Source organism: Rossellomorea aquimaris (assembly GCF_008180865.1).
GTDB classification, from domain to species: domain Bacteria; phylum Bacillota; class Bacilli; order Bacillales; family Bacillaceae_B; genus Rossellomorea; species Rossellomorea yichunensis.
In genome coordinates, this window is the sequence record NZ_VTEX01000004.1 from 216,205 (window position 1) to 237,688 (window position 21,484).

The following is a 21,484-nucleotide window of genomic DNA, read 5'->3' on the forward strand; positions in this document are numbered from 1 at the left end:
TCTAACTGTGGTGATTTGCTTGTCTAAGGAACCGAATAACACCTTCACTCTTTCCAGGCTGATAGGGGACGTGTCACAGGGGAATGTGACACCTTCATCCACCCTAACAACTGTCTTACCGACAGAAGGATCATATGCCCTGCCTATAACTTTATGGAGTGTGATCCGATTGGAGTATCTCATCAAAAGAACATTACCTTTCCTGAAGTCTCTGTTTTAGGAATATACGTTCCTAAGATGGAATGATAGGGCTTAAAATCATCTTCTGTAAATGTAACAGACCTGCCTTCGATGGATTCTGACTTCATCCCTTCGCTACCGATTTTGTTATACCGGTTCACCACCAACTCCTCAACAATGAACATTAACTCTTCAGGTATTCCTGGCAGGCCAGCATTTTGCATTAACCAGACTTTCAATCTAGCTTCTACATTTGTGATTAGTCTATCAATCTGGCTGTCTTGAAGATCATCTTGAATTCCCACAATGATTTTGACATTATCTTTGATGGTCATTCAATCACTTCAATTCTGCTTCTGCAGCAAGAGCTTCTTCTTTACCCTGAATCTTTTCTCCATTAGACAATACATACCAAGGACCGCCTGTATGCTTTGGAAACTCACTATCTTCAGAAGATTCGTTTGAGTTCTCAGGCTCAAGGTCGGCTACTTCTGTCTCCACTCCCAATTGCTCAATCAACGGCTTACCTACTCTATTTTCTGAGCTTAATAATTGCGCGACCCGTTCTTTACTTACTTTACCCTTTGCAGGAAAGGGATCTCCCTTACGATAAACACGGTGATTATCTTCTATATCTCTGAAAACTCGTATCACTTTGTAAGGCATTCTTAATCATCCTCTCTTTAATAAGTGGTTATTACGCTGCTGGGGCAGGACCTGGGACTAATTTAGCAAAGGCTTCATCTTTAATGATCATTAAACCTACATCCATAGTGGCACGAAGAGCAACCATTTCCTGCTCAAACAAGTTTATAGGTGACCCGTCTGCATTTGTAATAGTAGACAGTTGTGCTTCCTCTGAAATTGCATAATCAATATTAAAAGGAATACCGTAACGTAATTGATCAAAATCACCAGCGTAAAGATTTCCTTTTGCAAGATTTGCAGTTTTTAAATCCACTGCTGGCAACCCATCAATCGTATTGTTTGAACGATCATACAATGATTGTAATGTTCCATTTTCAGCTTTTTGAGCATTGCGTAAGGCAGTATGATTTTGCACTTTTGAAATCCATGCGTTTGGCTCTACATCATTCTCGAAAAGCTCATCTTCTACAGCCAGGATATTGTCGTAAGTGATCCCGTCATAAACGATATTTTCTGCAGCTGTTACTGATTGTTCAATCGATTGAGTGAATGGGTTAGCTACATTCAGAATTCCTGCTTCATCAAACTTTTTGTAGAAGGCCTCTGCAATTTTAGGTCGCATAATTTCAAAGAAATTCGAAACCCTGTATTGTAGATACTCCCGGGAAACTGGTAGAATGACACCCAGCTTCTTGGCCGTCATCTTTACTTGCAGCAAGGTTGGTTTTGAAGTTTGGATCTTCTCAGTCTCTCCTACCCAGTAAGCCCCAGGTCCTTCGGCAAAGTATTCGAATGTCTTTTCTTTATCCGTCATTTCCTCGTATACACCAAGCTGCATGATCTTGGAATTTTCCATTACATCATTTAAGATCATTGTGTTGTATTTATCCGGGATCGTACCATCTTTCGCTTCGTGAACCATTACGTTGTCTGGGCTAAATGTTTGTGCAAAGTACTGTAGATCAAGTTTTAATAGGTTTGTTCCCATATGATTTCTCTCCTCTTATTTAATGATTCTATTCTTCCTTGCCATTTCTGCTTTTGTAGTATGAATGCTGTTGTTTAGTTTTGAACCGCCCGTTTCAGGGGGATCCTGACGAAGCTTTTCCTTTACTGCGTTATTAACTGCAGCATCGAATTCCTGTTTAATACTGGTCACTGCTTCTTTGATTTTCTCGTTGTCCTCAAGCTTAATAAGAGAATCCGCAAAAGCTGCCGGCAGTCCCTCATCTTTCAAGTCTATTTCTACTTCAGACCGAAGCTGCTTAGTATTTAATTCACGCTCTCGCTTATCAAGTGCTTCTAGGCGCTTCTTGTACTCAGCATCTTCTCTTTCTTTCTGAGTCATTTTTGCGTATTGTTCTGCATCCTTCTTAGCATCAGCAATTCTTTGATCAAGCTGAGACTCCCATTCCTTCTGCTTCTTCTCAAGAGCTTTTGCAAGCTTACGATCTGACTCAGCTTCAATCTTCTTTTGAAGTTCCTCTGCCGAAAGCTCAACCTTTGCGGGTGGATCGTTTGGTGGATCATCTGGATTCGGTGGATCCGCAGGCGGGACATTCGGCTCGGAAAAATACTGAAGATCTAGTTTTAAAGGTGCAAGCTGTTTCTTAAAAGCTGCTGGATTAAACACATTTATTGGTTTTTTCACTTTCATTTCCTCCTAACCCATGAACACGCAACGACACGCATATACCCATCATTAACGTCCTCACACGTTTATTAACAAAACAAATAAGCCTGTTTATAACGTCTGGTGCTCAAAGACGCGCTCGAACAAATTCTTATAAGGTATATTTCTCTTTCGTACTCGCAAAAAAATCCTTTCTCCAGTCTCCCAAAACAAGTGCCGTTGAACTCCTACAAAAAGGATGCATGGGAGGAGCATTGATTCCTGGCTTCATTTCCTTCACTTTGAATTTTTTCTTATTCAAAAGTTCACATCTCTTTGTGGTCTTCCCGTCCATTACAGCTACATACTCATATTCAACTTCTTCATCGTTTGAGACAGACTGATATGATAACTTTTGGGCTTCCACTTGTACTCTGGCAGTTTCAGTGATTAATAACCTTTTTGCTTCAAATGAACTGACTTCAAATCGCTCTCGAATTTTCCTTATATACTTGCTAGGATGTACACCACGAACGATTGCACTATTGATAATATCGTCCAATTCTTCTCTGAGGGCTTTCATATCTCTCCATATCCTTGAAGACCACTTGGCTCCGTAAAACGAGGCTCCTACAATTGATTTAAGAGTTGGAGTGGTGATTGCCATGTTGACTCCTAATATCCCGGCTTGCCTTAACACTTCAGATATTCCTGCTTGTTCCAAATACTCTTGGAAGGTCTTTTCCTGCTCATTTGTCATCGATACCAAGTGAGCATTCAAATACATCATCAGAAGCTCCTGCCGGTTAATCCTCATCTTTGTATTGTAGGTGTATAACTCCTTATTCGCTTTCGGAGAGAAGTCCTTCTCCCGCACATATCGTGCTGCTGTTCTTTCATATGATTGAACATCGAATTCTGAAACTCTCTTCTTTGCTTCAGCTAACGATATCGTATTTTTTTCTGCGTAACGGGAATAAAAAGCATTGATTTCTTTTTCTACCTCGCGAAGAGCATGATCAATAATCTCTTTTAATTTTCTTGATACCTCTTCATCTTTCATTTGCTCACGCTTGATATTGTCTCTTTCACGCTTTATCCAGTAGGATTCTTCATCAGCCATCTACCACACCTCAATTCCTCATATACTCGGAGGACATCGATTGTCTTTGTTCGGCCCTTTCACCTGATATCTTTTTTTCTTCCTCTTCTGGGTTTTCTACAATCATTGGAATGATCTTCAGCTTCGTTTCCTGGGACAACTCCCCTCCAAGTGCATTGAACATCTCCACTGCCTCTTTCGTGCTCTTAGGAAGGTTTGGAGTAAACTTATAGGTTAACCCTTCAAACTCCCCTTTGCCCGCTTCGCTCGCCAGGTGCATGACATTGTTGATGAGCCTATAACGTCTGTTTAAGGATCTCTTGAAGAGACGCTCCTTATTTATTCGAATCTGTTCAAGACCAAACAGTTTATACTTCATCGCTTCTCCTGTTTGTTGGCCACTGAAATTCTCATCATTTAGATCCGGTGTATTTGTGAACTTATGAATATCCGTTTGAAGCCTTCCTTTATACGCTTCACTTCCAGATACATCGTATTGTTTATAGATATAATCAGCTTCAATATGGCCCTCTCTGCCATCTGCATTTTGAGTTGGCTTAAGGAAGATGATATTCGCCTCTTTCATCTTCTTTGCTTCTGTAGGATCTAAATCTACGTTCCCCAGTATCTTCAGCATGGCATCATTCAAATCAGTCATGTAGTTTGCCGTATCAGATTGTGCTGCATCGTATAAATCAATCAAGTTCAGTACATTCTCAAAATCCCCCTGACGGAATCGATTGTTACTGTGTTCATTAATCGGGACTTCCGCAAACGGATGATCAACCTGACTATCAATCGTCAAATTATAGTCACCCATATTCGAAGTGAAATACGTGTAGATCTTCTTGTCTGTATAAAGAATGACTTTAATTTTTCTTTGTCCTCCATACCCAACTGTGAAGTATCTGACCCCAGCAATAACGTTCTTCTCTATAGTAGTGTCATAGATCAAGAAGGTTTCTAATGGTGAAGATAGATATACCTTGGTTTGATCCAGTTGATTCCGGTGTATCAGTTCATATGCCCGACCGTAGATAGATAAATCAAGAACTATATCTGCATTAAGTGCTGCACCTTCTATCGTCTCGTTGATTTCATTAATTTTCTCTTGAGTGGTTTCATCCTTATGGCGGACTGAAACAGGCACACCTACAAAGAATCCCTGCATGAAATTAGATACATACTTCGCGTAATTGTGCTTGGCCCGGTGATCTGCCTTATCATCTTCTTTGCGCCGTTTGGAGACTGAGATTGTCGTGTTCTCCCCAAGATAATAATTGTCCAAGACATTGAGCCTTGGACGTTGGTGTTCGATATGATGTTTTAGAATGGCAGAAAGTTCACTTGTATCTTGGACCAGCGAATTAGCTGATTCAAACGTATATTGAATATTTGCCTCTTTACTGAACCGCCTCTTCTTCGTCCTGCTGTATTTATCTTCTCCAAGCTCAAAATTATTAACGTGATTCATGTTCCACCTCCTATAAACCTAATCCTTTTAAAGCATTATAAGTATCATCTTTCTTGGACACTCCCAAATGGTATTGTTCTAGGCTATATCTCAATGCATCGATAATATGGTTATTTGCATCAATCGGTGTATTCAACCACTTACCATCTTTGTCCTGATCAAACGTGTACGTATTAAATTCTTCAATGGTATGTTCACATGTAGGATGAATGAACACCTTGAATCCTTGAATGAATAGGATTCCTTGATTCACGCTGCCTTTCCCCTTGACTGAAGCTCTCATCCTTTTAACACCTTTGTTGATTAACTCCTGAATCAATCGTCGTTCTGCAGAGTCAGCTGTGATGACTGATTTAAGAAGTCCTTTTCTAATAATCATCTTGTAGATGTCATCAGTCAGCATCGCTTTCTCATAATGCTCATCATATATCCAAAGCTCTTTATTTTTCAGGTCCACTACTGAACTTGGTAAGGTAGTAGGATCATTCGTAAAACCAAAGTCCATACCATGTGCAGTTTCCTGAATCTCTTTGATTTTCTGCTGAATATCAAAATCCCTGACATGGAAGTTATCAAATACCAAGCCTTCAGCTACTCCCCATTCACCATCACAAACAATCCTGGCACGTCTAGGGTTAGTTCTATATAAGTCCTCATACCTTGCTCGGTCAACATCATCAAGCCACTCATTAACTCGAAAGGTCGTTGTAATCGCAAACGTATCTTTTTCCCGGGTCTCTTCATCAAAGAAGACTTTCTTAAGCCAGTGTCGTTCAGACCAGGGATTAAAAGTAACTGTTATCTGTTTAAAGAAGTTCGGATCATCATATTTTCCCCGGATTGATTCAACAACAGTTCGAAATTTAGCTTCAGTTTCAATTTGATAAGCTTCTTCAAACCATGCCCAACTCAATATCCCAACATCAACGGTAATCGAGGTAATTTTCAATTCATCATCAAGACCTCTGAACAAGATCTTCTGGCCAGTAGGCATGTACGTTATCTCTGGCATTGATTCATTGAACTTAAATAAATGGGCAACCCCTAATTGAGTGGCTGCCCATTTTAAATCAGTATAAGTGGATTGTTTGTTAGTGTTTGAATATCGCCGGACTACTAATAGATTCGCCCAGGAGTATTTCATAATTCTGTGAATGAAATTTAATGCAGTGTTCTTTGATTTCTTACTACCACGCGAACCTTTTACTACCCTATAAAATTGCTTGTTGTTCCAAAACCGGTTGTACCCTCCACCAATCTTCTTTTTGATGGATATTTTATGTTGCTTAGTCATCATCAGGTACATCCTCAACAAATACAGGGGTTAAGGTCTCGACTTGCTGCTTTTCGGTCCACATGACATATCGCTTTCCTAAGAGCTCTGCTGCTTTAACACGATCTTTAAGAAAAGGATCCTTGTCTTCCAGCTGCTGGGCACCTTCTCCAATACCAACTGGAATTTGTTCAGTATGATCTCCCCTCATCACTGCTGTGAGAAATTGAAGAATCTCATCTTGTTCAGCAATTGATTTCTTTTTCAATTCTTTTAACCGCTCATCGATATAAGATCTCACGTTAGCCTTTGTTAGCAGCCTACTTCCTGATGCTCTAGCTGCTGTATCTTTTTTTACACTTGGATATGCGATTTTATAAGAACCTGAGATGTTTCCTGTTTTAACATATTCGTCAGCAAATCGTCTTTGTTTCTCTGTAAGTCTCATTGCATCTCACCTGCCACCTCCGAAGTATTCAGCATGATTTTTAAAGAAGAAAAGCACCCATTGGATGCTTTTAAGTTTACTTTATTGAGTATTTTTCCATTTTACTTGGGAATTCGTAAACAAAGCGAAGCAACATAGCAGTAAATTCAAGCAACTCAATTGCATCCACTCGTGAAATACTTGGTAACTCATGTGTAGCTTCATTTCCTTTTCGCCTAATATGATCCACCCATTCTCGGCTATTTGGGGGGATAAAGTGATTATCTTCCAAAAATGAAACATACCAGGCAAATTTCTTTCCTTCTTCTGCACCTTTTGAAACAGAAATATTCATTAATAGTTTCCTACAAGACAAAACTGCAGACGTATAGGCATTCACAGAAATGCAAGCTCTAGCCTCATTATATAACTCGGAAATCCCATCTGGTAAGTGACTAACTTCTTCACCAAGTACGGGTCCAGGATATTGTTCTTTTTTATTAGAATCAATAAAGGTTGGCTTATTACAAGCAGGACATATATATATATTACCTGTAGTTTTCTTACTTCCAGTTCCTAACTGCTGTATACACGTAAAGCCCTTCGAAGGTCCTGCATTTGTTCCGCAATATCCACAAACATACGATTCCTTAGTTACATTACTAATACTATGGTTCCAAGCGCCATGTAAGACATTTTTCAACAATATCATCTCCTCATGAATACTCATTCAACAAGAGGAGACATTTTCCTTTAAAATTTTTTTACATTTAAACTTCTCTCAATAATTATTGGCATTCCTACGACAAATTCACCAATTTTATTCTCTCCAACGCTTCAACGAACCAAAACTCATCCTTCTCTATCCCAATAAATTTTCTATCCGTATTTAAACAAGCAACTGCAGTTGTCCCACTGCCCATGCAGTTATCCAAAACCACTTCACCTTTGTGGGTATATGTCTTTATTAAATACTCAAATAGAGCAACCGGCTTTTGTGTTGGATGTTTCGTTTTTGAATCTCTAGAATAGTCCAGAATGCTTCTTGGGTAGTTCTTATGAGTTGTAACATACTCACGTTTCAAGGAATCGGTATTAGCCATCAGATCAGAAACCTTTTTCCGTTTCCTTCTCTTTGTCTGCATCAAAGGAATGATCCCCTGAGGATTATATGTAGGTAGTCTCTTATAAAACACACAAATATTTTCATGGTTTTTCATGGGCATTCTCTTAGCATTTGGAAAACCAGTAACATGCTTTCCCTTCTTCCAGATCCATTCATACCTAAATAATTTCATGTTGCTGCTTATCAGTTTAGTAGTAAAAGGCTGAGAAGCAGTTAAGACTATCGCTCCGTTATCTTTTATGACTCGTTCATATTGGTCCCAAAGTTTATCGAAAGGAATAATTTCGTCCCATGAGCACCGAGTCGTACCATAAGGCAAATCACACAAGATCATATCAATGCTTTTATCTTCAATTAAATTCATTTGTTCCAAACAATCTCCCAAAATAATTGTGTTATGTAAGTCCTTCGTCCTCATAAACCTCAACTCCATTCTCACTTCAATTAATATAACAGAACGTACGTTCGTTTAACAATGTAAAAAAATAGGCTCAACTGCTTAAGCAGAAGAGACTATCATATCTTCTTTTGGCAATTTTCTTTTCAGATCGTTCAATCATTGTTTGAACACTACTCGAGCTAATGCACAAGTAATTTGCAATTTGACTATATGATAAGCAGTGACCACGGGACATCAGATATACTTCTTTCTCTTTTGCAGTAAGAACAGATAAAGCATCTTCTATCATTTCTTGTTCTGCAGAAGAGATTACACTTTCACTTTCAGCTTCATCCCAGGCATAAGTCTCTTCTTGGCTTCTAAAAAACCTTTGCATTAACAAAGGATCAAAAGGTCTTTCCCGTTGATATGCTGCTAACCTTTCAACCCCTCTTTTATTCCCTGGCTGCCTCCCTGTTTCCATCCACTCAATGGCAAACTGCAGGTCTCTTATCATTCCATTAAGCAGTGACTTATCCCGATCAGAAGCTTCTTTAATCATCTTTTTGGCTTTTGATAAATTTTCTTTATAGCTCCACAAAAGATTTTCCATATAGTCACCTCATTTAGTAAATAAAAAGGACACCAATCAATTACACCGGTTAAATGGTGAATGATTAGTGTCCTCCAGTTGGCTGGTAGAACTATAAATATTTTTTTCTTTTTTATAGACTCTTAATTTCGTTCTGACCGTATCATAAGAGCTAACCCTAAACTAAGGATAGCAACGTAGGACGATAGCTTAGAATACACTTCTTGATAGTTAACAAATAATTCCCTAACTATCAAGGGAATTCCCATGGATAGTGGAATAGATATAGCAATAAAAAAACCTTGAAAAAATTTATAATAATCATATATGAAACTTTTATTAATATTGGAATCATTGGGAAGTCTGAAAAAATCTGAGCACGTTATACAAAATGCAAAGAGTGATAAACCTAACATAATCCCCTGACTTATATCAAACATTAATCCTAAAATTGCTGAAAAGATGAAACCTGTTCCTAATAACCATATAAACCTGTCTTCACTCAAAACTCTTCCCCCTCATCAAACTTAACCCGTTTCACCTTCCCCTGGTGAGTAACAATCTTCGTCTCTCCATGAGTCGGCAACACAGCAACCTTCGCCTTCCCATCACAAACCACCACAGCAAAACTTCCTTCTTTATCCATTATATCAATTTCTAGTTTCAAAGTACTAGGATTAATTTCTATATCTGATAACCTCACCAGAACCCCTCCTATGTTATAATTAAGTTGGATGGCCGGGAGAAATCCTAGCTTTTTTATTCATTTCCAAAATTAATAATTTCATCTACACCAGAATTCGAAAACAGCATAGGATAATATGGGAAATGTCTTTAACCTCTTTGCAAGGAATCGAGCTAGTCACTCGGTTCCTTATTTCATTTCTTTTTCCAAATATAAATTATTCCTAGATGAATATCTAATTTTGATCTATAGAGAATTCATACAAAAATGTGTTAAACGGTTATCAATTAAAGGAATTCCCTAAATTCCGCCAAACTCCTTTCGTGGTATTATATACCTAGTTTTCAGTAGAGGAGTTATTATATGATTTTTAATATTGGAGATAAAGTATTGTATAAGGATGAAGAGTATTATGTGTTTTGGATATATAATAGTGAATATATAGAGCTATCAAAGGATAATCGATATCATTGTGAACTAGCTCACGTATCTGAACTCACATTGGTTAAATCTAAAAGATAAAAGCTTGTTATAGATTTAAGAATTAATGAATTGGTACTGTGCCTTAAGTAACTTAAATAGTGGTTTTTTATATGTTAAAATTAGCCATAACAAGACAAATTCTATCCTTTTTAGAGAAAGGAGACAGAGAAAATGTCAAAACATAAAGAATTAATAAATGTATTAAACACCTTACAAACATACGCCGAATGTGATATTACTCAGTCTTTTTCTAAAAACGACTCCGAGATATTGGTCTATTACTGTAAGGAAACTGAATCATTTATGATCACCCAAAATGAAAGAGTAGAAGCTTATGATGACATAAATTCCGCTTTATCAATATTAGAAAATTTATTACAAACAAGTTAGAAACACCACTTATTATTTTAGTGGTGTTTTTAATTTTACTCTTCCATTATTAAGTAATTAACGGTAAAATTATCCTAGACATTTATTTCGATAATCGTAAGAAAGGTGATTTTATTGAATTCATTAATTGTTTTATCAGAAGAAAAGCTTCAGGATATACTAGTAGATTCAAAAAGAGTTGGAACTTCCATAGACTTCATAAGATTGGTTGAAGATGCACTTCAACTTAAAATAGATTTAAAAGAAATGAATACGTTCCTAAACTAATCATTACTTAGAAATCTTAGAACTTCTAATTCTACAAACAGGAGAAACGATGCACATAGTCGTTTCTCCTGTTTGTTTATTGTTCAATGGGTACCACCATAATCTCAATCCTAGGCTTCTCGCTATACCACTTACTAGCTAATAGCTCCACTACCTGGCTATCATCCTTCCAGAGGATCTGGTTACAAGCGTCTTTGATTCCTTTCACATAGTTGTCTACATCAGGTTTTGTCACTGGTCTTAATTCACCACTCTCAGCTGCAGCTAACTTCTTTTTGCTGAAGTTCTTTAACGTTGGCTTATATACCCTGATAAACAACTGAAGTGGTCCTTCAAGCAGTTTCTTAGGGCGGTGCTCGGCAGCGACCAACTTTACATACTTCTTAAAGTCCTTAGACTTCTTAGGATCATAAGCCCTGGTAAATCCTCCTTGAGAGCTAAACCTTGGTCTCCCCTGGGCTATGGGAGTTCCATAGACCGTAAACTGAATCATCTTCATTACTCAAAACCACCCATTCTCAGAACTCTCGACATTCCTGTTTCTAAATTTAGCGATGGCTAATTCTTGCCTTAGATCATAATAATTAAGGTCATAAATGCTTGTCCCACTCTTCGTTTCAGTTACACCTATGGTAAGTAGCTCACTAATCATCCCCTGTGACTTTGTTTCCTGACTAATCTTAATAGAATCAAATAAAACACCCATTTCATTACCCCCTTTTAAATGCTAAAAGCTCTGCTTCAAGCTTTGCCTTTTCTTTCTCAAAGTCATAGTCACTAGACTCACTGCGTTGATTCTGTGTATAAGTCTTATTCTCCTCAAACCAATCTGGTAATCTCTCAGTACGAATGGGCCTGACCTTTCCAGAAGACCTCGCAGGTGTTCGCTTAGTTCTCTGCTCCTTAAATTGTTGTTGCTCAGCTCGAGACTGCTCCAAAGTTCTAATCCCTTTCTGAGACCAGTTCTTAAGAATCGCCTCAACATATCCCCATTTCTTAGTACCTTGCTCTACAGCAATCTTCATGGCCTCCAGTACCAATTCCTCACAGAGATCATCACTCCAAGACACAATCTTTTGCGGTATATAACCTCCCAAGATCCCAAACCCCTCTTGCTCGTAAAACTGAAACGGATTGAGAGATGCAGGCGCATCATCTACTACATCTTCTTTTAGTTTCGTTTTGTTTTGTTTATGTTTAGGTATGGTCAACTGTTGGTCATCGGATTGGTATCCATATTGGTATACGGATTGGGTATCGGATTGGTATAGCGATTGGTCAACTGAGTTGACCAATGACTTTACCTTATAGATGGGAGCCTTCCCCTTCTTGCCTTTTTCGTACTCAATCAATTCATTTTCGATAAGCTTTATTCGAGCATTAACCAGCCCTTGCTTTGAAAGACCCGTTAATTTCTCTACTGTGGAGTTGGGCGCATTGAATCGTTCTTTCCAGCCAGCCATATTGTTTATAGCCATCAGTGTGTGCCATAACGCAATTGCGCTGGTATTAAGATCGTTCAGTAGCAACCAATCCTTAAAAGCTTTGAGTTCCTTTAGATAATTCAAGTCATCACCTCTATGCTTGTCTTACGTATGAAATAGCTGCTGAAATAGATTCCCTGTCTTCCTGATTCGTTGCGTCTGACAAAGCATTCTCAAGCCATGTAAGTGTATTGTTCTTCGTTATATCCGTTTGATAAGGTCTGAAGACAATACCTCCATGATCTAAAAACATTTCTAACGGGGTGCCACTATTCAATCCCTGTGTCTTTCTAATCTCCTTTGGAATAACCACTCTACCTAATTCATCAATCTTTCTCACGATTCCAGTTGCCTTCATAACTCCTCTTCCTTCCTTTCACATATCGCTTTCCCCTCTTTAATACCTTTTACGTGATAGTGGGGATATCGCTTCATATAGTCCAATACGAGACATTTAAGCTCTTCCTTACTCTGAGCCTTCTCCCAAATCCATTTTGGAAGAAGGACTCTGTAAGGTACTTCATGGTTAATCAAACTTTATGTCCATCGTGTCTTGTGCTGATTCTTTTTTGTTTTTCTTTGATTTAGATTCTTTTGCCAGTTCTTCCGTTTGTTCTTCCTGGACCTCATATTCGATTGTGTTGTCATCCTCTTCAGGTGTGATATCTTTCATTTCACGATCCTCATTATCTTCAATAACAGCCTTTTGCATTTCGACTGAAAGAATACCCCATTTAGATAAGAGATTCTTAAGTACCGTTTTCATAGCCATAGCATCCCAGTCATTCTTCCAACCAAAATCTGATTTACTGAATTTCTTCCGATGCTTTTCTACTTGTTCTCGGGTCCAGTAGACGGTTTTTCTAAATCCATTCAGTAGTTCAAAATAAGCTGCATAACCAATGACGGCTTCTGATTCTCTTTGCTCAAAATCGATATCGATTTCCTCTGTTAGGGGATTCCATTTAATCAATTCCCCTTCATGAATCGGTGTGACGTTTATATACCGGTATTGTCCAGTTCTAAGAGCTAATTGAATATAACCTTTATATCCAAGTTGAAATTGTGCCTTGCCCCCATATGGAACAATCCAGGCGTACCCTAAATTCTTATCTACTGGAAGATCTAATGTTGCTGCAATCATCGCTGATGAGATAACTGACATTGGCTCAGCTTTTTGAAGCATCTTTTCATTGTTGTAAAGGCTAAGGATAGAGGCGGTAAACTGTGTTGCTCGTTTACCTAATACCTCTTCAAAGCGCTTAATCACACTAGGACTAGCTAGTAACCCTTTCATAGTGGATCCTTGTGTAGAAGGAGCTTGTCCGTTCTTGTTAGCTAGTTGAGTTTTAAGAGATTGATTGGTGGCCATTATTTAGCCTCCTTGATGTCAAATCTTCTATAAGCACTCTTTTTGGTTACTTCTTTATATATATTCGGAAACTTCTCTTTTAAGAGCTTTGAATCTATTCTATTTGACTCTATCGGCTTCCAGGCTACTTGGTAATTCGAGCAGAACCCTAATTCAGCTTCTTTTAATTCATGCTGCAGGTCATGTTGAATGTGTTTTTTCTGTTTTTCTAATTCGCTAATTGTCTTTTTCAAATCGAAGTACTCAAGGATACGATCTTTATTGGTACTCTGTAGCTCGATAGACTTACCTTTTTCAGCTTTTGCGTACTTTTCTTTTAAGTACCTTTCAGCAGCACTCGATCCGTCCAGGGCTGGGGGATTCCCTCCAATAACGTGATACTCCCAGAAATGTTTTTCAGCTTCGAAAATAATACTGATTAATTCTTCGTCGCGGTCTACTTCTTTACATATAAATTTGTTACCGCCTATTAAGACAGCGATGTATGCTTTGGGATATCCGAGTACCCCTAAGTAATGCTGCACCTGTACCAAATACGATTCAGGTATTTCTTCGCTCTCCCAATCTTTCGCAAGGAACTGATTTGCTGTTTTACACTCAAGTAGCGCTTCTTCTCCCACAACATTACGATCAATGTTAGCGATAATGTACTCATGATCAGGGTGTTGAAGGATGGCATTTCTTTTTCGTACCTTCTTCCCCATACGTACTTCAAATTCTTTTGCGACCATATCCTCAAAGAGATTTCCAAAGTAGGCAGCTTCACTGGATGATTCTTCAATAAGTACCTGACCTGTTTTCTCAAGCCATAATTCAAAAGGTGTTTTATATTTATTAAGTCCGAGGATAATGGAAGCGTCTGACCCTCCAATTCCTTTTCTTCTCATTTCTAACCATTCATGACGATCCATATCATTGGTAGTTGCTAATATCGCTGGCATAAATTCCCCTCCATTTGATTTTGTTTTCAATGTACAGTAGAATGTAAAAAACCCTTTAAAGAGGTTTCAACCCCTCTTTCCAACTAGACCTGTGTGCCAGCACAGGTCTTTACTCTGCTATTGAGAAATGAAACTTACATTTCTCTATCAAGTAATCCTCTAAATTTTCTTCCAAGATGACTTCCCCATTATCTGGATCCGTTATAATTGAATCTCCAACCAATATCTCGTTCCCAAAATAATCAATTCCGTTATGTTCCGGCTGAGAGACCATATTGGTATAGCCATATTTCTCTAACCTTGTGATATCCGGATGTTCAAGCATTTGTTTCACCTCCTAAAATTGGTAATGCATGAAATTTGCTTTCGTATTCATTCACGTTATATAATTCTTTTTGCGCATAAAATAGTGAGATGCAGTAAGCTTTGGTGCCAGCCTTAGCTTGCTGCCTTTTTTGTTTTGTTTCTAAGTAAAAGTGTTTTTTCAAATGAAGAAAGCTTTAACCATTCACCTGCTTTGATTTTCAAATCCTTCACCCCTTCCTAGCATCGATTCATCATGACGTTCACAAATGTTTGAGTAATATGATGTAATTCATCCTGCTTTACTTTCTTCTCTGCCAATCTATCAAGCTCTTTAATCGAATTAAGTAGATCAACCGCTGATAACATGGCATCTTTATATTTTCCTTCTTCCATTCTTTCCTCAATTGCCTGAATTGAATTCCATGAGCCTCTTTGATGTTGAACTGCCTTACGTAAATCTTCTTTCTTAAACGTTTGCGATATCACTTTTGTAACCTCCGAGCTTTTAGTGTTAACCTCCATTGTTTGAATATCTTTATCATGGAGAATTGATATTCTTTGGATATTAGAGCGACAAGATTGATCATGCTGGCTGCAGCATCTAGTACTTCAAAGGCAACCTTTTTCATTTCCTCTCGCTCTGTATCACTTTGAGATCTTACTGGCTTGTACCAACATGCTTTTTCAAGATGTTCTAAAGCTTCAAGTGATTCTTTCTTGACCAGGAGCATCATGGCTGTTGGATGATGTTCAATGAATTCTCCGTTTAGATATGGTATTGATACATCTCCAGCTGATTCGTTCCACCTAACAAAGTAATATTCTTCGTCGTCGATCGCTTCAGCTGTTAGAGCTCTTAAATCTTTAGGGAAACGTTGTCTCCCCGTTTCGTACTTTGCAATGCTTTCTCTTGAAATCGGAAGCTTTAACGATAGTTGTTGCTGTGTTATACCTTTGCGCCTTCTCGCACTAGCAAGCTCCTCCCCTTCCATAACTTTCATAAGGGTTGCTCCTTCCTTTACCTATATATGGATTTCAATGTTCATGCTTTGTTCATATAATGAAGTTAACTTGCTTTTTCAGATTTTTGTTTGCGTTCTTCAATGATTCTTGGGACAGATGTTTTTAAGAAATAGCTTAGGATTTTTTTTATTGTTTCATCCGATGGTTGATTCAATTAGATCACCTCCTTATTGATTGATACATTTTGTATCAAAATTAATTAAAAAAATATCAGGAAACAACTCGGTTAACTCATATCGATAAAACTGCTGAAATTTCACCATTGTTTCTCTACCAGGATCAGAATCTCCTTTTTCAATTTTTCTTACGTATACTTCTGAAATTCCTAATGACTCAGCCACTTGTCTTTGAGTTAGATTTCTTTGTTTTCGTAGCTCAATTAATTTTCTTCTTTTCATTTCTTCACCTCCCTAATTGATACGTTTTGTATCAATAACTATATATTAATGGATATTTTATGTATCGTCAACGATTTTTGATACATTTCTTATCATTTATTTATTCTGATAAAATTTGTATCTATAATAAAGTTAATACGTATATCTACGTACTTAAATCAGTATTAAGGAAGGGTTGCTTATGCTAACAAAAAGGCTGAAGAATTTAAGAGGTAAAACAACCCAAGAAGAAGTAGCAGGACGAATTGGTATTTCAAGGGCACGCTACTCCCATTACGAAAATGGACGAAGTGAACCTGATACTGAAACACTTAATAAATTAGCTGATTTTTACGATGTGAGTGTTGACTATTTACTTGGAAGAACTGATGACCCAAATGAAACACTTAATAATAAAGGTAATAACTCCAGTTCACTAGATGAGATAAACAAACTCGTAAAAGAGTACGGCATAGAGCAATTTGGTTTCTTTGATATTGAAAAGTGGAAGGATCTTTCTTCTGAAGATATTGAGGAGATTAAGAAGCATTTTGAGTATGTGGTGTTTCAGGCAAAACAAAGGAATAAAGAGGACTAAAATAATGACAAAAAAGCTCAGAGAAGATTCTCGGAGCTTTTTTCATTAGAATGCTGAAGAAACAAAAATAATCTTTACTGAAGTTTATCGCCGAAAATGAGAAATAAAATCCCTAAAAATGTATATCCTCTTCAATGCGAACGTTTATTCGTGTATATTTAAGATATGATCTTCAAAGGAGGATATTATGAACTCAATTAATTTAATTATTTTAAACTTCAACGAAGTTAGAAGAAGAAGTATTAAGGTCTGGACATCCATTCCTCAAGAAAAACTAAAATGGAAGCCAGATGATAAAGCAATGACATGCCTAGAAATGATTAGGCATGTGCTAGAAAGCGAACATTATTATCACCTAGCAATTAAAAATAGAGGGAGTTTATCTAATTTCGATTCTCCATTCGAAATTCGACCTTTTACTTCTGTAAATGCAGAATTGGATTTTGCAGAACCTTATCGAAAGCAATTCTTAGATACGATTAAGTCATTTTCAGAAGAAGACTTGAAAAATATTAAAATTGATCGTTCTGATTCAGGGTACATACGAGATCTAGGTGACATGCTATTACGTGTTGCCTACCACGAATCTGTTCATACCGGTCAGTTATTGGATTATTTAAGGTCAGCAGGTATACCTCGAATCCGTATATGGGATTAAGTCCTCATTGGTGCTGTCACATAAGTGATGCACCTTTTTTACTGAGCTCTTTTAGTCAAAAATTCTGTCGGTGAGGTTGCTACAATACAAGAGGAGATTAAGAAGCATTTTGAGTATGTGGTGTTTCAGGCTAAACAGAGGAATGAAGAGGACTAGTCAAACGCACAAAAAAGCTCAGAGAAGATTCTCCGAGCTTTTTTATAATTCCGTTAAAGCCCCCTTTACTTTAATAAGCAAAACAGTCAAGCTATGGTAAAATTAGTGTGCATTATATTATTTTTTTAGGTTGTGATACAGAATGAATTTATTCGAAAAACTATATACTCTTATTATTTTCTTAGCAGTAATTATTGGTATAGGTATAGGACAAGTAGAACTGATAAGAGAAAATGCAGAAAGCTTTATTGTTCCTTTATTAGTAGCAATGCTTTATATTACTTTCTTACAAATCCCTATTGAAGAAATAAAAAAAGCTTTTAAAAACATCAAGTTTACATACACTTCGGTCATCATAAACTTCGTCTGGACACCTATGCTAGCATGGCTGCTAGCAATGGCATTTTTAGGCGATAACCCAGCGTTGTATATTGGCTTTATTATGCTCATGGTTACACCATGTACTGACTGGTATTTGATATTTACAGGGATAGCAAAAGGGAATGTTGCGTTATCAACTGCAATCTTACCTCTCAATTTAATCCTACAAGTCATTTTGCTACCTATTTATCTTCTTATTTTTGGTGGAACAACTGGTGTAATAGAGCTTTCGTTTCTAGTGGAGAGTATCTTAATTGTACTATTCATACCATTAGTTTTAGCGTTTCTAACAAAAATGTTCTTGAGAAACAGGCAGCAGTTAAGAGAAAATCTTATATCCAATCTCAGCGTGATGCCGATAATTTTTCTCAGTCTTGCAATTGTTGCTATGTTTGCTTCACAAGGTCAATTACTACTAGATAATTTAGATTTAATGTGGCAAATTACCATCCCTATTCTTTTGTACTTTATTATAAATTTCTTCGTTGGTCAGAAAATTGGACAGCTTATGAGGTTTCCCAAATCCGACAGAACAAGTTTAAGCTTAACGACTTTAGCAAGAAACTCTCCAATCGCTTTAGCAATTGCTATGACTGCATTTCCAGACCAACCTTTAATAGCTTTAACATTAGTTATTGGACCATTATTGGAATTACCTATTCTGGCTATCATTACACAGATTTTATTATTTATTTCAAAAAACAAAAGTACATAACCAACTCAAAAGCACACATCTTTAAATAAAATTGATGTGTGCTTTCATATTGCATTAACCTGCCCGTTAACAGAAGAAGCATATAAAATCTCCTATTTTCTGTTAGCTCCTGGTGTACCTTATTTTGATTATATAGACCTAGGGGTTACTCCCCTACCATACCGTCGTTATCATTATCGCGCATATAAGGATATAACCAATGATCACTCATTATTGGCATACTATACCCTGCGTCTTCTGCTTCTTTAATCGTCACCTGACCATTACCGTTTGTATCAACGCTTGAAATATCACCGCTAGTGTCTGAACTAGTTGAAGTTGAATCGGAAGGCTCACTATCCGTTAACCCGAGTGATTCGTTTACCTCATCAGGGTTTACATTATCAAATGTATCAACAACCTCTTCACCCATTAAAGTATAGGTATATTGATAACTTGAAGGAATCTGCGTTTCCGTATCTGGATATGTGATAATAGCTTCAAAATTAGTGACCCCTCCAGCTTTACGGATCGCGTCCTCCATATAAGCTTGATCACCATGTCGGTTGAGTGTACTTTCTTGGGGCGTAATATTATAAGCGTTTGATACTCCCCCGAGAGAATCAGCAATGATATGTCCTTCATCTAAAACGTCACTTTCGACTCCGGGAACTTTTGCTTCATCTGAGTAGTATCTACCTGAAGATAAGACAGGTTCTGTACTGTCATCTTGTACAATGATTTCATCAGCAATGACACGTATTAGCTGTCCGTATTCATTAGTAAATGCCCAATATTCTCGGTCCCCAAAACCAATGTCAACGACGACGTTAGGTTCACGGTATCCAGACAGATCACCGCCATCAACTTCAATAAGTTCATATCCTGGAAACAGGTCATCATTTGTTTCAGTTGAAGTTTCTTCTGCTACTGGTTCCTCTTCTACTGGTTCTTCATCAACCGTAGTAGTGGTTTCTTCTTTCGCACTATTATCATTTGTATCTGTTCCGGTTACCTCTTGGGAATCTGTTTTTTCTTCTGTAGTGGATACATCTTCTACGTTGGTACAACCAACCATAAAGATGGTCGTTAAGAGAATTATTAAATAATTCATTTTCGTTTGCATTTTAAGACTCTCCTATATCAGTTTCATATTGTTCATTCTGAAGGGGGAAATGAGTTAATTATTTTAATACAGCATATTGAGAAGTAACTATTAAGAATAAAAAAGTCGCACTTAAGTGCCAGATTTTTTTAATAACCGTTGCTATTTTCGTTCTCGTAAATAGCTTTTATCATTTCCCTAAAGGAGTCTTCCTTTAATGTTTCATATATTTCTCTTTTAGCATCACCAATAGTTGGATCATAAAAAGAAATTCCATTATGATACAGTTGCCCAAAGAATTCATCATCTAATATATACCCGGGTGATACAAATTCGTTTAAGCCGCCGTAATAAGATAGCAACCAATTCTCCCCATATAACTCCTCTTTATTTAATTTCGTAAATATTCTCTTAAAATCAGGTTTAATTAAGAACGAGCTCATTGTATACATGTCTAGTAAAATAATTGAGCATAAAGGATCTTCATAATTAAATAACTTATTAATCAATTTATCATCCAATAGCTTTATGTCCATTGATTTAATTATTGATAAAGCCCATAAAACTTCATAATTATTATTTAGATTTATATTGTCAGTTATAAACTTTTGTAGGAATGAGCTTATTTTATTTCTGTCCAATTCGTATTTATAATGCCAGTCATATGTATGAAAAATGATTTTTATTAAGGGAAGTGAGCTTGCATCCAAGGAAACTACATTTAATAAAAATGATTCAAACACATCCCAATTTTCCGGGAAAATTTTCTCTTCTGATAACTTTTTTATGCAATACTTTAATACACCATCCTTTGGGAATTCTTTTGAATATATAAAAGCTTTATTAAAAAAACTTATTAAATCATAATACTGCTCTAAAGGGCTATTTTTTCTAATATGATATAATTTCAAATCGGAAATCCATCTTGGTTCTAAATCATCAGGAATTTTTATTAAATAATATTTATTAGGATTTAGGTCAAGTTGATAGGATTTTATTATTCTCTCTAGCTTAGAAAATGCATTAAGAGCATCTTGTTCAGTTTCAAAGTAGAGTTCATAATCATCAATATACCTAGTTCCAATAATGTTAGGTAACTCACTTTGAAGTTCTAAATCTATTGCTGTACCTAATATTTCAGCTAATAAAAGAGAAGTATCTGGACCTACAGGTATACCCATTGACTGTTTATCTTGTGTATTTCTTAGACAAGTATCTAGTCTATTTCCTAGTAATGAAGAACTAAAATTGCTTTTGGCAACATCTTTCCCATGCAAACCCCAAGGAATACTATGAGTATATATTGAAGGGTAGTATCTTGAAATATCTGTTTTCAAAACATAATTTTTCCCAATAGAATTATGAATTTTAAATTTCACCCTATCCTTTAAACTATGCTTTCTTTCTAATGCATTTTTCCCATTCTGACTTATTATTGGAGTCGTTAATGATAACTTTGATTGGCCGATAAATGCCTCTAAATCATACCAATTATCTTCAATCTCTTTACTTAATCTATATTGATGTAAGGGATTGGGTATGTTTAATATTCTTCTAGAGTGAGATACTTTAGGAATTGAGTACGTAATACTTTTACTGGATTTAACCTTACTTTTCTTAAAGTCTATTTTTTCTATTTTTGTTGAAAGTGAATTCATTGTGAACTCAGGTATTAATTCATTGGGTAATAGACCTTTATCGATTAAGCTCAGAGCGTCAATTATTGTCTTTGTTTTTTTAACCATACTAGA

At 36.8% G+C, this 21,484-nt stretch carries 30 protein-coding genes; 5 read left to right on the forward strand and 25 right to left on the reverse strand.

Annotated features, from left to right (window positions below; all coding sequences use genetic code 11):
• Nucleotides 1-182: 182 nt before the first annotated feature.
• The 13 genes from FZC88_RS16430 to FZC88_RS16485 all read right to left on the reverse strand — a co-directional run bounded on the left by FZC88_RS16430 (nt 183) and on the right by FZC88_RS16485 (nt 9,516).
• A complete protein-coding gene (locus FZC88_RS16430; protein WP_148995681.1) occupies nt 183-515 on the reverse strand; it encodes a phage head-tail connector protein in 333 nt (110 codons plus the stop codon).
• A 4-nt stretch (nt 516-519) separates the two neighbouring features.
• Nucleotides 520-846, reverse strand: a complete 327-nt coding sequence (locus FZC88_RS16435) for a hypothetical protein (protein ID WP_148995682.1) — start codon at nt 844-846, stop codon at nt 520-522.
• Nucleotides 847-877: 31 nt separating this feature from the next.
• On the reverse strand, nt 878-1,816 hold the full coding sequence (locus FZC88_RS16440; protein ID WP_148995683.1) for a phage major capsid protein: 939 nt from the start codon (nt 1,814-1,816) through the stop codon (nt 878-880).
• 15 nt (nt 1,817-1,831) lie between these two features.
• A complete protein-coding gene (locus tag FZC88_RS16445; protein WP_187443664.1) occupies nt 1,832-2,479 on the reverse strand; it encodes a DUF4355 domain-containing protein in 648 nt (215 codons plus the stop codon).
• A 133-nt stretch (nt 2,480-2,612) separates the two neighbouring features.
• Nucleotides 2,613-3,563 (reverse strand): minor capsid protein, encoded by a 951-nt coding sequence (locus FZC88_RS16450; RefSeq protein ID WP_148995685.1) that lies wholly within the window; start codon nt 3,561-3,563, stop codon nt 2,613-2,615.
• Between the two features lie 10 nt (nt 3,564-3,573).
• Nucleotides 3,574-5,016 (reverse strand): phage portal protein, encoded by a 1,443-nt coding sequence (locus FZC88_RS16455; protein ID WP_148995686.1) that lies wholly within the window; start codon nt 5,014-5,016, stop codon nt 3,574-3,576.
• A 10-nt stretch (nt 5,017-5,026) separates the two neighbouring features.
• Nucleotides 5,027-6,310, reverse strand: coding sequence for a PBSX family phage terminase large subunit (locus FZC88_RS16460; RefSeq protein ID WP_148995870.1), 1,284 nt, complete (start codon nt 6,308-6,310; stop codon nt 5,027-5,029).
• A complete protein-coding gene (locus FZC88_RS16465; protein ID WP_148995687.1) occupies nt 6,303-6,737 on the reverse strand; it encodes a terminase small subunit in 435 nt (144 codons plus the stop codon). Before FZC88_RS16465 ends, FZC88_RS16460 begins: the two co-directional genes overlap by 8 nt.
• Before the next feature lie 76 nt (nt 6,738-6,813).
• Nucleotides 6,814-7,419, reverse strand: coding sequence for a DUF4145 domain-containing protein (locus FZC88_RS16470; RefSeq protein WP_187443665.1), 606 nt, complete (start codon nt 7,417-7,419; stop codon nt 6,814-6,816).
• 97 nt (nt 7,420-7,516) lie between these two features.
• Nucleotides 7,517-8,206 carry a DNA-methyltransferase gene (locus FZC88_RS16475; protein ID WP_262371893.1) on the reverse strand — a complete coding sequence of 230 codons (690 nt, stop codon included), beginning with the start codon at nt 8,204-8,206 and terminating at the stop codon, nt 7,517-7,519.
• Between the two features lie 127 nt (nt 8,207-8,333).
• Entirely contained in the window at nt 8,334-8,834 is a 501-nt protein-coding gene (locus tag FZC88_RS16480; protein ID WP_148995690.1) for a sigma factor-like helix-turn-helix DNA-binding protein, read from the reverse strand.
• Between the two features lie 122 nt (nt 8,835-8,956).
• Nucleotides 8,957-9,319 carry a hypothetical protein gene (locus FZC88_RS24110; RefSeq protein ID WP_187443666.1) on the reverse strand — a complete coding sequence of 121 codons (363 nt, stop codon included), beginning with the start codon at nt 9,317-9,319 and terminating at the stop codon, nt 8,957-8,959.
• On the reverse strand, nt 9,316-9,516 hold the full coding sequence (locus tag FZC88_RS16485; RefSeq protein ID WP_148995691.1) for an XtrA/YqaO family protein: 201 nt from the start codon (nt 9,514-9,516) through the stop codon (nt 9,316-9,318). Before FZC88_RS16485 ends, FZC88_RS24110 begins: the two co-directional genes overlap by 4 nt.
• A gap of 636 nt (nt 9,517-10,152) precedes the next feature.
• Between FZC88_RS16485 and FZC88_RS16490 the strand changes: the two genes are divergently transcribed.
• Entirely contained in the window at nt 10,153-10,371 is a 219-nt protein-coding gene (locus FZC88_RS16490; RefSeq protein WP_148995692.1) for a hypothetical protein, read from the forward strand.
• 114 nt (nt 10,372-10,485) lie between these two features.
• A complete protein-coding gene (locus FZC88_RS24115) occupies nt 10,486-10,638 on the forward strand; it encodes a hypothetical protein (RefSeq protein WP_187443667.1) in 153 nt (50 codons plus the stop codon).
• A 76-nt stretch (nt 10,639-10,714) separates the two neighbouring features.
• Here the strand turns inward: FZC88_RS24115 and FZC88_RS16495 are convergent, their stop codons facing one another.
• The 10 genes from FZC88_RS16495 to FZC88_RS16545 all read right to left on the reverse strand — a co-directional run bounded on the left by FZC88_RS16495 (nt 10,715) and on the right by FZC88_RS16545 (nt 16,162).
• Nucleotides 10,715-11,131 carry a RusA family crossover junction endodeoxyribonuclease gene (locus tag FZC88_RS16495; RefSeq protein WP_148995871.1) on the reverse strand — a complete coding sequence of 139 codons (417 nt, stop codon included), beginning with the start codon at nt 11,129-11,131 and terminating at the stop codon, nt 10,715-10,717.
• 9 nt (nt 11,132-11,140) lie between these two features.
• The gene (locus tag FZC88_RS16500; RefSeq protein WP_148995693.1) at nt 11,141-11,344 is read right to left on the reverse strand and encodes a hypothetical protein; all 204 of its coding nucleotides are present in this window, start codon (nt 11,342-11,344) and stop codon (nt 11,141-11,143) included.
• A gap of 4 nt (nt 11,345-11,348) precedes the next feature.
• On the reverse strand, nt 11,349-12,206 hold the full coding sequence (locus FZC88_RS16505; protein WP_148995694.1) for a DnaD domain-containing protein: 858 nt from the start codon (nt 12,204-12,206) through the stop codon (nt 11,349-11,351).
• A gap of 10 nt (nt 12,207-12,216) precedes the next feature.
• Nucleotides 12,217-12,480, reverse strand: coding sequence for an AbrB/MazE/SpoVT family DNA-binding domain-containing protein (locus tag FZC88_RS16510; RefSeq protein ID WP_148995695.1), 264 nt, complete (start codon nt 12,478-12,480; stop codon nt 12,217-12,219).
• A 168-nt stretch (nt 12,481-12,648) separates the two neighbouring features.
• Nucleotides 12,649-13,494, reverse strand: a complete 846-nt coding sequence (locus FZC88_RS16520) for a recombinase RecT (protein ID WP_148995697.1) — start codon at nt 13,492-13,494, stop codon at nt 12,649-12,651.
• A complete protein-coding gene (locus FZC88_RS16525; RefSeq protein ID WP_148995698.1) occupies nt 13,494-14,435 on the reverse strand; it encodes a YqaJ viral recombinase family nuclease in 942 nt (313 codons plus the stop codon). The genes FZC88_RS16520 and FZC88_RS16525 overlap by 1 nt, the downstream gene beginning before the upstream one ends.
• Before the next feature lie 109 nt (nt 14,436-14,544).
• A complete protein-coding gene (locus FZC88_RS16530; protein WP_148995699.1) occupies nt 14,545-14,760 on the reverse strand; it encodes a YqaI family protein in 216 nt (71 codons plus the stop codon).
• A 218-nt stretch (nt 14,761-14,978) separates the two neighbouring features.
• The gene (locus FZC88_RS16535) at nt 14,979-15,227 is read right to left on the reverse strand and encodes a hypothetical protein (RefSeq protein ID WP_148995700.1); all 249 of its coding nucleotides are present in this window, start codon (nt 15,225-15,227) and stop codon (nt 14,979-14,981) included.
• Nucleotides 15,224-15,742 carry a helix-turn-helix transcriptional regulator gene (locus FZC88_RS16540; protein ID WP_148995701.1) on the reverse strand — a complete coding sequence of 173 codons (519 nt, stop codon included), beginning with the start codon at nt 15,740-15,742 and terminating at the stop codon, nt 15,224-15,226. Before FZC88_RS16540 ends, FZC88_RS16535 begins: the two co-directional genes overlap by 4 nt.
• 189 nt (nt 15,743-15,931) lie before the next feature.
• Nucleotides 15,932-16,162, reverse strand: a complete 231-nt coding sequence (locus tag FZC88_RS16545) for a helix-turn-helix transcriptional regulator (RefSeq protein ID WP_148969646.1) — start codon at nt 16,160-16,162, stop codon at nt 15,932-15,934.
• A 181-nt stretch (nt 16,163-16,343) separates the two neighbouring features.
• Between FZC88_RS16545 and FZC88_RS16550 the strand changes: the two genes are divergently transcribed.
• From FZC88_RS16550 to FZC88_RS16560, 3 genes are all read left to right on the forward strand, one after another.
• Complete coding sequence (locus FZC88_RS16550; protein WP_148969647.1) at nt 16,344-16,739, forward strand: helix-turn-helix domain-containing protein; 396 nt, start codon at nt 16,344-16,346, stop codon at nt 16,737-16,739.
• A 187-nt stretch (nt 16,740-16,926) separates the two neighbouring features.
• Complete coding sequence (locus FZC88_RS16555; protein WP_148969648.1) at nt 16,927-17,397, forward strand: DinB family protein; 471 nt, start codon at nt 16,927-16,929, stop codon at nt 17,395-17,397.
• A 298-nt stretch (nt 17,398-17,695) separates the two neighbouring features.
• On the forward strand, nt 17,696-18,649 hold the full coding sequence (locus FZC88_RS16560) for an arsenic resistance protein (RefSeq protein ID WP_148969649.1): 954 nt from the start codon (nt 17,696-17,698) through the stop codon (nt 18,647-18,649).
• 145 nt (nt 18,650-18,794) lie between these two features.
• On the opposite strand, the gene FZC88_RS16565 is transcribed toward FZC88_RS16560, so the two are convergent.
• Both FZC88_RS16565 and FZC88_RS16570 read right to left on the reverse strand, forming a co-directional pair.
• On the reverse strand, nt 18,795-19,754 hold the full coding sequence (locus FZC88_RS16565) for a DNA/RNA non-specific endonuclease (protein ID WP_148969650.1): 960 nt from the start codon (nt 19,752-19,754) through the stop codon (nt 18,795-18,797).
• A gap of 128 nt (nt 19,755-19,882) precedes the next feature.
• Nucleotides 19,883-21,478: an RNA-directed DNA polymerase gene (locus FZC88_RS16570; RefSeq protein WP_148969651.1), complete on the reverse strand. Its 1,596-nt coding sequence runs from the start codon at nt 21,476-21,478 to the stop codon at nt 19,883-19,885.
• Nucleotides 21,479-21,484: the final 6 nt, after the last annotated feature.

Excerpts from the sequence above, each read along its gene's own strand:
- FZC88_RS16490 (WP_148995692.1), top strand. The coding sequence starts at position 10,153 with ATGTCAAAACATAAAGAATTAATAAATGTATTAAACACCTTACAAACA.
- FZC88_RS16465 (WP_148995687.1), bottom strand. The coding sequence starts at position 6,737 with ATGAGACTTACAGAGAAACAAAGACGATTTGCTGACGAATATGTTAAA.
- FZC88_RS16565 (WP_148969650.1), bottom strand. The coding sequence starts at position 19,754 with ATGCAAACGAAAATGAATTATTTAATAATTCTCTTAACGACCATCTTT.
- FZC88_RS16525 (WP_148995698.1), bottom strand. The coding sequence starts at position 14,435 with ATGCCAGCGATATTAGCAACTACCAATGATATGGATCGTCATGAATGG.
- FZC88_RS16435 (WP_148995682.1), bottom strand. The coding sequence starts at position 846 with ATGCCTTACAAAGTGATACGAGTTTTCAGAGATATAGAAGATAATCAC.
- FZC88_RS16510 (WP_148995695.1), bottom strand. The coding sequence starts at position 12,480 with ATGAAGGCAACTGGAATCGTGAGAAAGATTGATGAATTAGGTAGAGTG.
- FZC88_RS16550 (WP_148969647.1), top strand. The coding sequence starts at position 16,344 with ATGCTAACAAAAAGGCTGAAGAATTTAAGAGGTAAAACAACCCAAGAA.
- FZC88_RS16530 (WP_148995699.1), bottom strand. The coding sequence starts at position 14,760 with ATGCTTGAACATCCGGATATCACAAGGTTAGAGAAATATGGCTATACC.
- FZC88_RS16570 (WP_148969651.1), bottom strand. The coding sequence starts at position 21,478 with ATGGTTAAAAAAACAAAGACAATAATTGACGCTCTGAGCTTAATCGAT.
- FZC88_RS16460 (WP_148995870.1), bottom strand. The coding sequence starts at position 6,310 with ATGACTAAGCAACATAAAATATCCATCAAAAAGAAGATTGGTGGAGGG.
- FZC88_RS16450 (WP_148995685.1), bottom strand. The coding sequence starts at position 3,563 with ATGGCTGATGAAGAATCCTACTGGATAAAGCGTGAAAGAGACAATATC.
- FZC88_RS16430 (WP_148995681.1), bottom strand. The coding sequence starts at position 515 with ATGACCATCAAAGATAATGTCAAAATCATTGTGGGAATTCAAGATGAT.
- FZC88_RS16520 (WP_148995697.1), bottom strand. The coding sequence starts at position 13,494 with ATGGCCACCAATCAATCTCTTAAAACTCAACTAGCTAACAAGAACGGA.
- FZC88_RS16540 (WP_148995701.1), bottom strand. The coding sequence starts at position 15,742 with ATGAAAGTTATGGAAGGGGAGGAGCTTGCTAGTGCGAGAAGGCGCAAA.
- FZC88_RS16555 (WP_148969648.1), top strand. The coding sequence starts at position 16,927 with ATGAACTCAATTAATTTAATTATTTTAAACTTCAACGAAGTTAGAAGA.
- FZC88_RS16475 (WP_262371893.1), bottom strand. The coding sequence starts at position 8,206 with ATGAATTTAATTGAAGATAAAAGCATTGATATGATCTTGTGTGATTTG.
- FZC88_RS16500 (WP_148995693.1), bottom strand. The coding sequence starts at position 11,344 with ATGGGTGTTTTATTTGATTCTATTAAGATTAGTCAGGAAACAAAGTCA.
- FZC88_RS16495 (WP_148995871.1), bottom strand. The coding sequence starts at position 11,131 with ATGATTCAGTTTACGGTCTATGGAACTCCCATAGCCCAGGGGAGACCA.
- FZC88_RS16545 (WP_148969646.1), bottom strand. The coding sequence starts at position 16,162 with ATGAAAAGAAGAAAATTAATTGAGCTACGAAAACAAAGAAATCTAACT.
- FZC88_RS16560 (WP_148969649.1), top strand. The coding sequence starts at position 17,696 with ATGAATTTATTCGAAAAACTATATACTCTTATTATTTTCTTAGCAGTA.
- FZC88_RS16440 (WP_148995683.1), bottom strand. The coding sequence starts at position 1,816 with ATGGGAACAAACCTATTAAAACTTGATCTACAGTACTTTGCACAAACA.
- FZC88_RS16455 (WP_148995686.1), bottom strand. The coding sequence starts at position 5,016 with ATGAATCACGTTAATAATTTTGAGCTTGGAGAAGATAAATACAGCAGG.
- FZC88_RS16480 (WP_148995690.1), bottom strand. The coding sequence starts at position 8,834 with ATGGAAAATCTTTTGTGGAGCTATAAAGAAAATTTATCAAAAGCCAAA.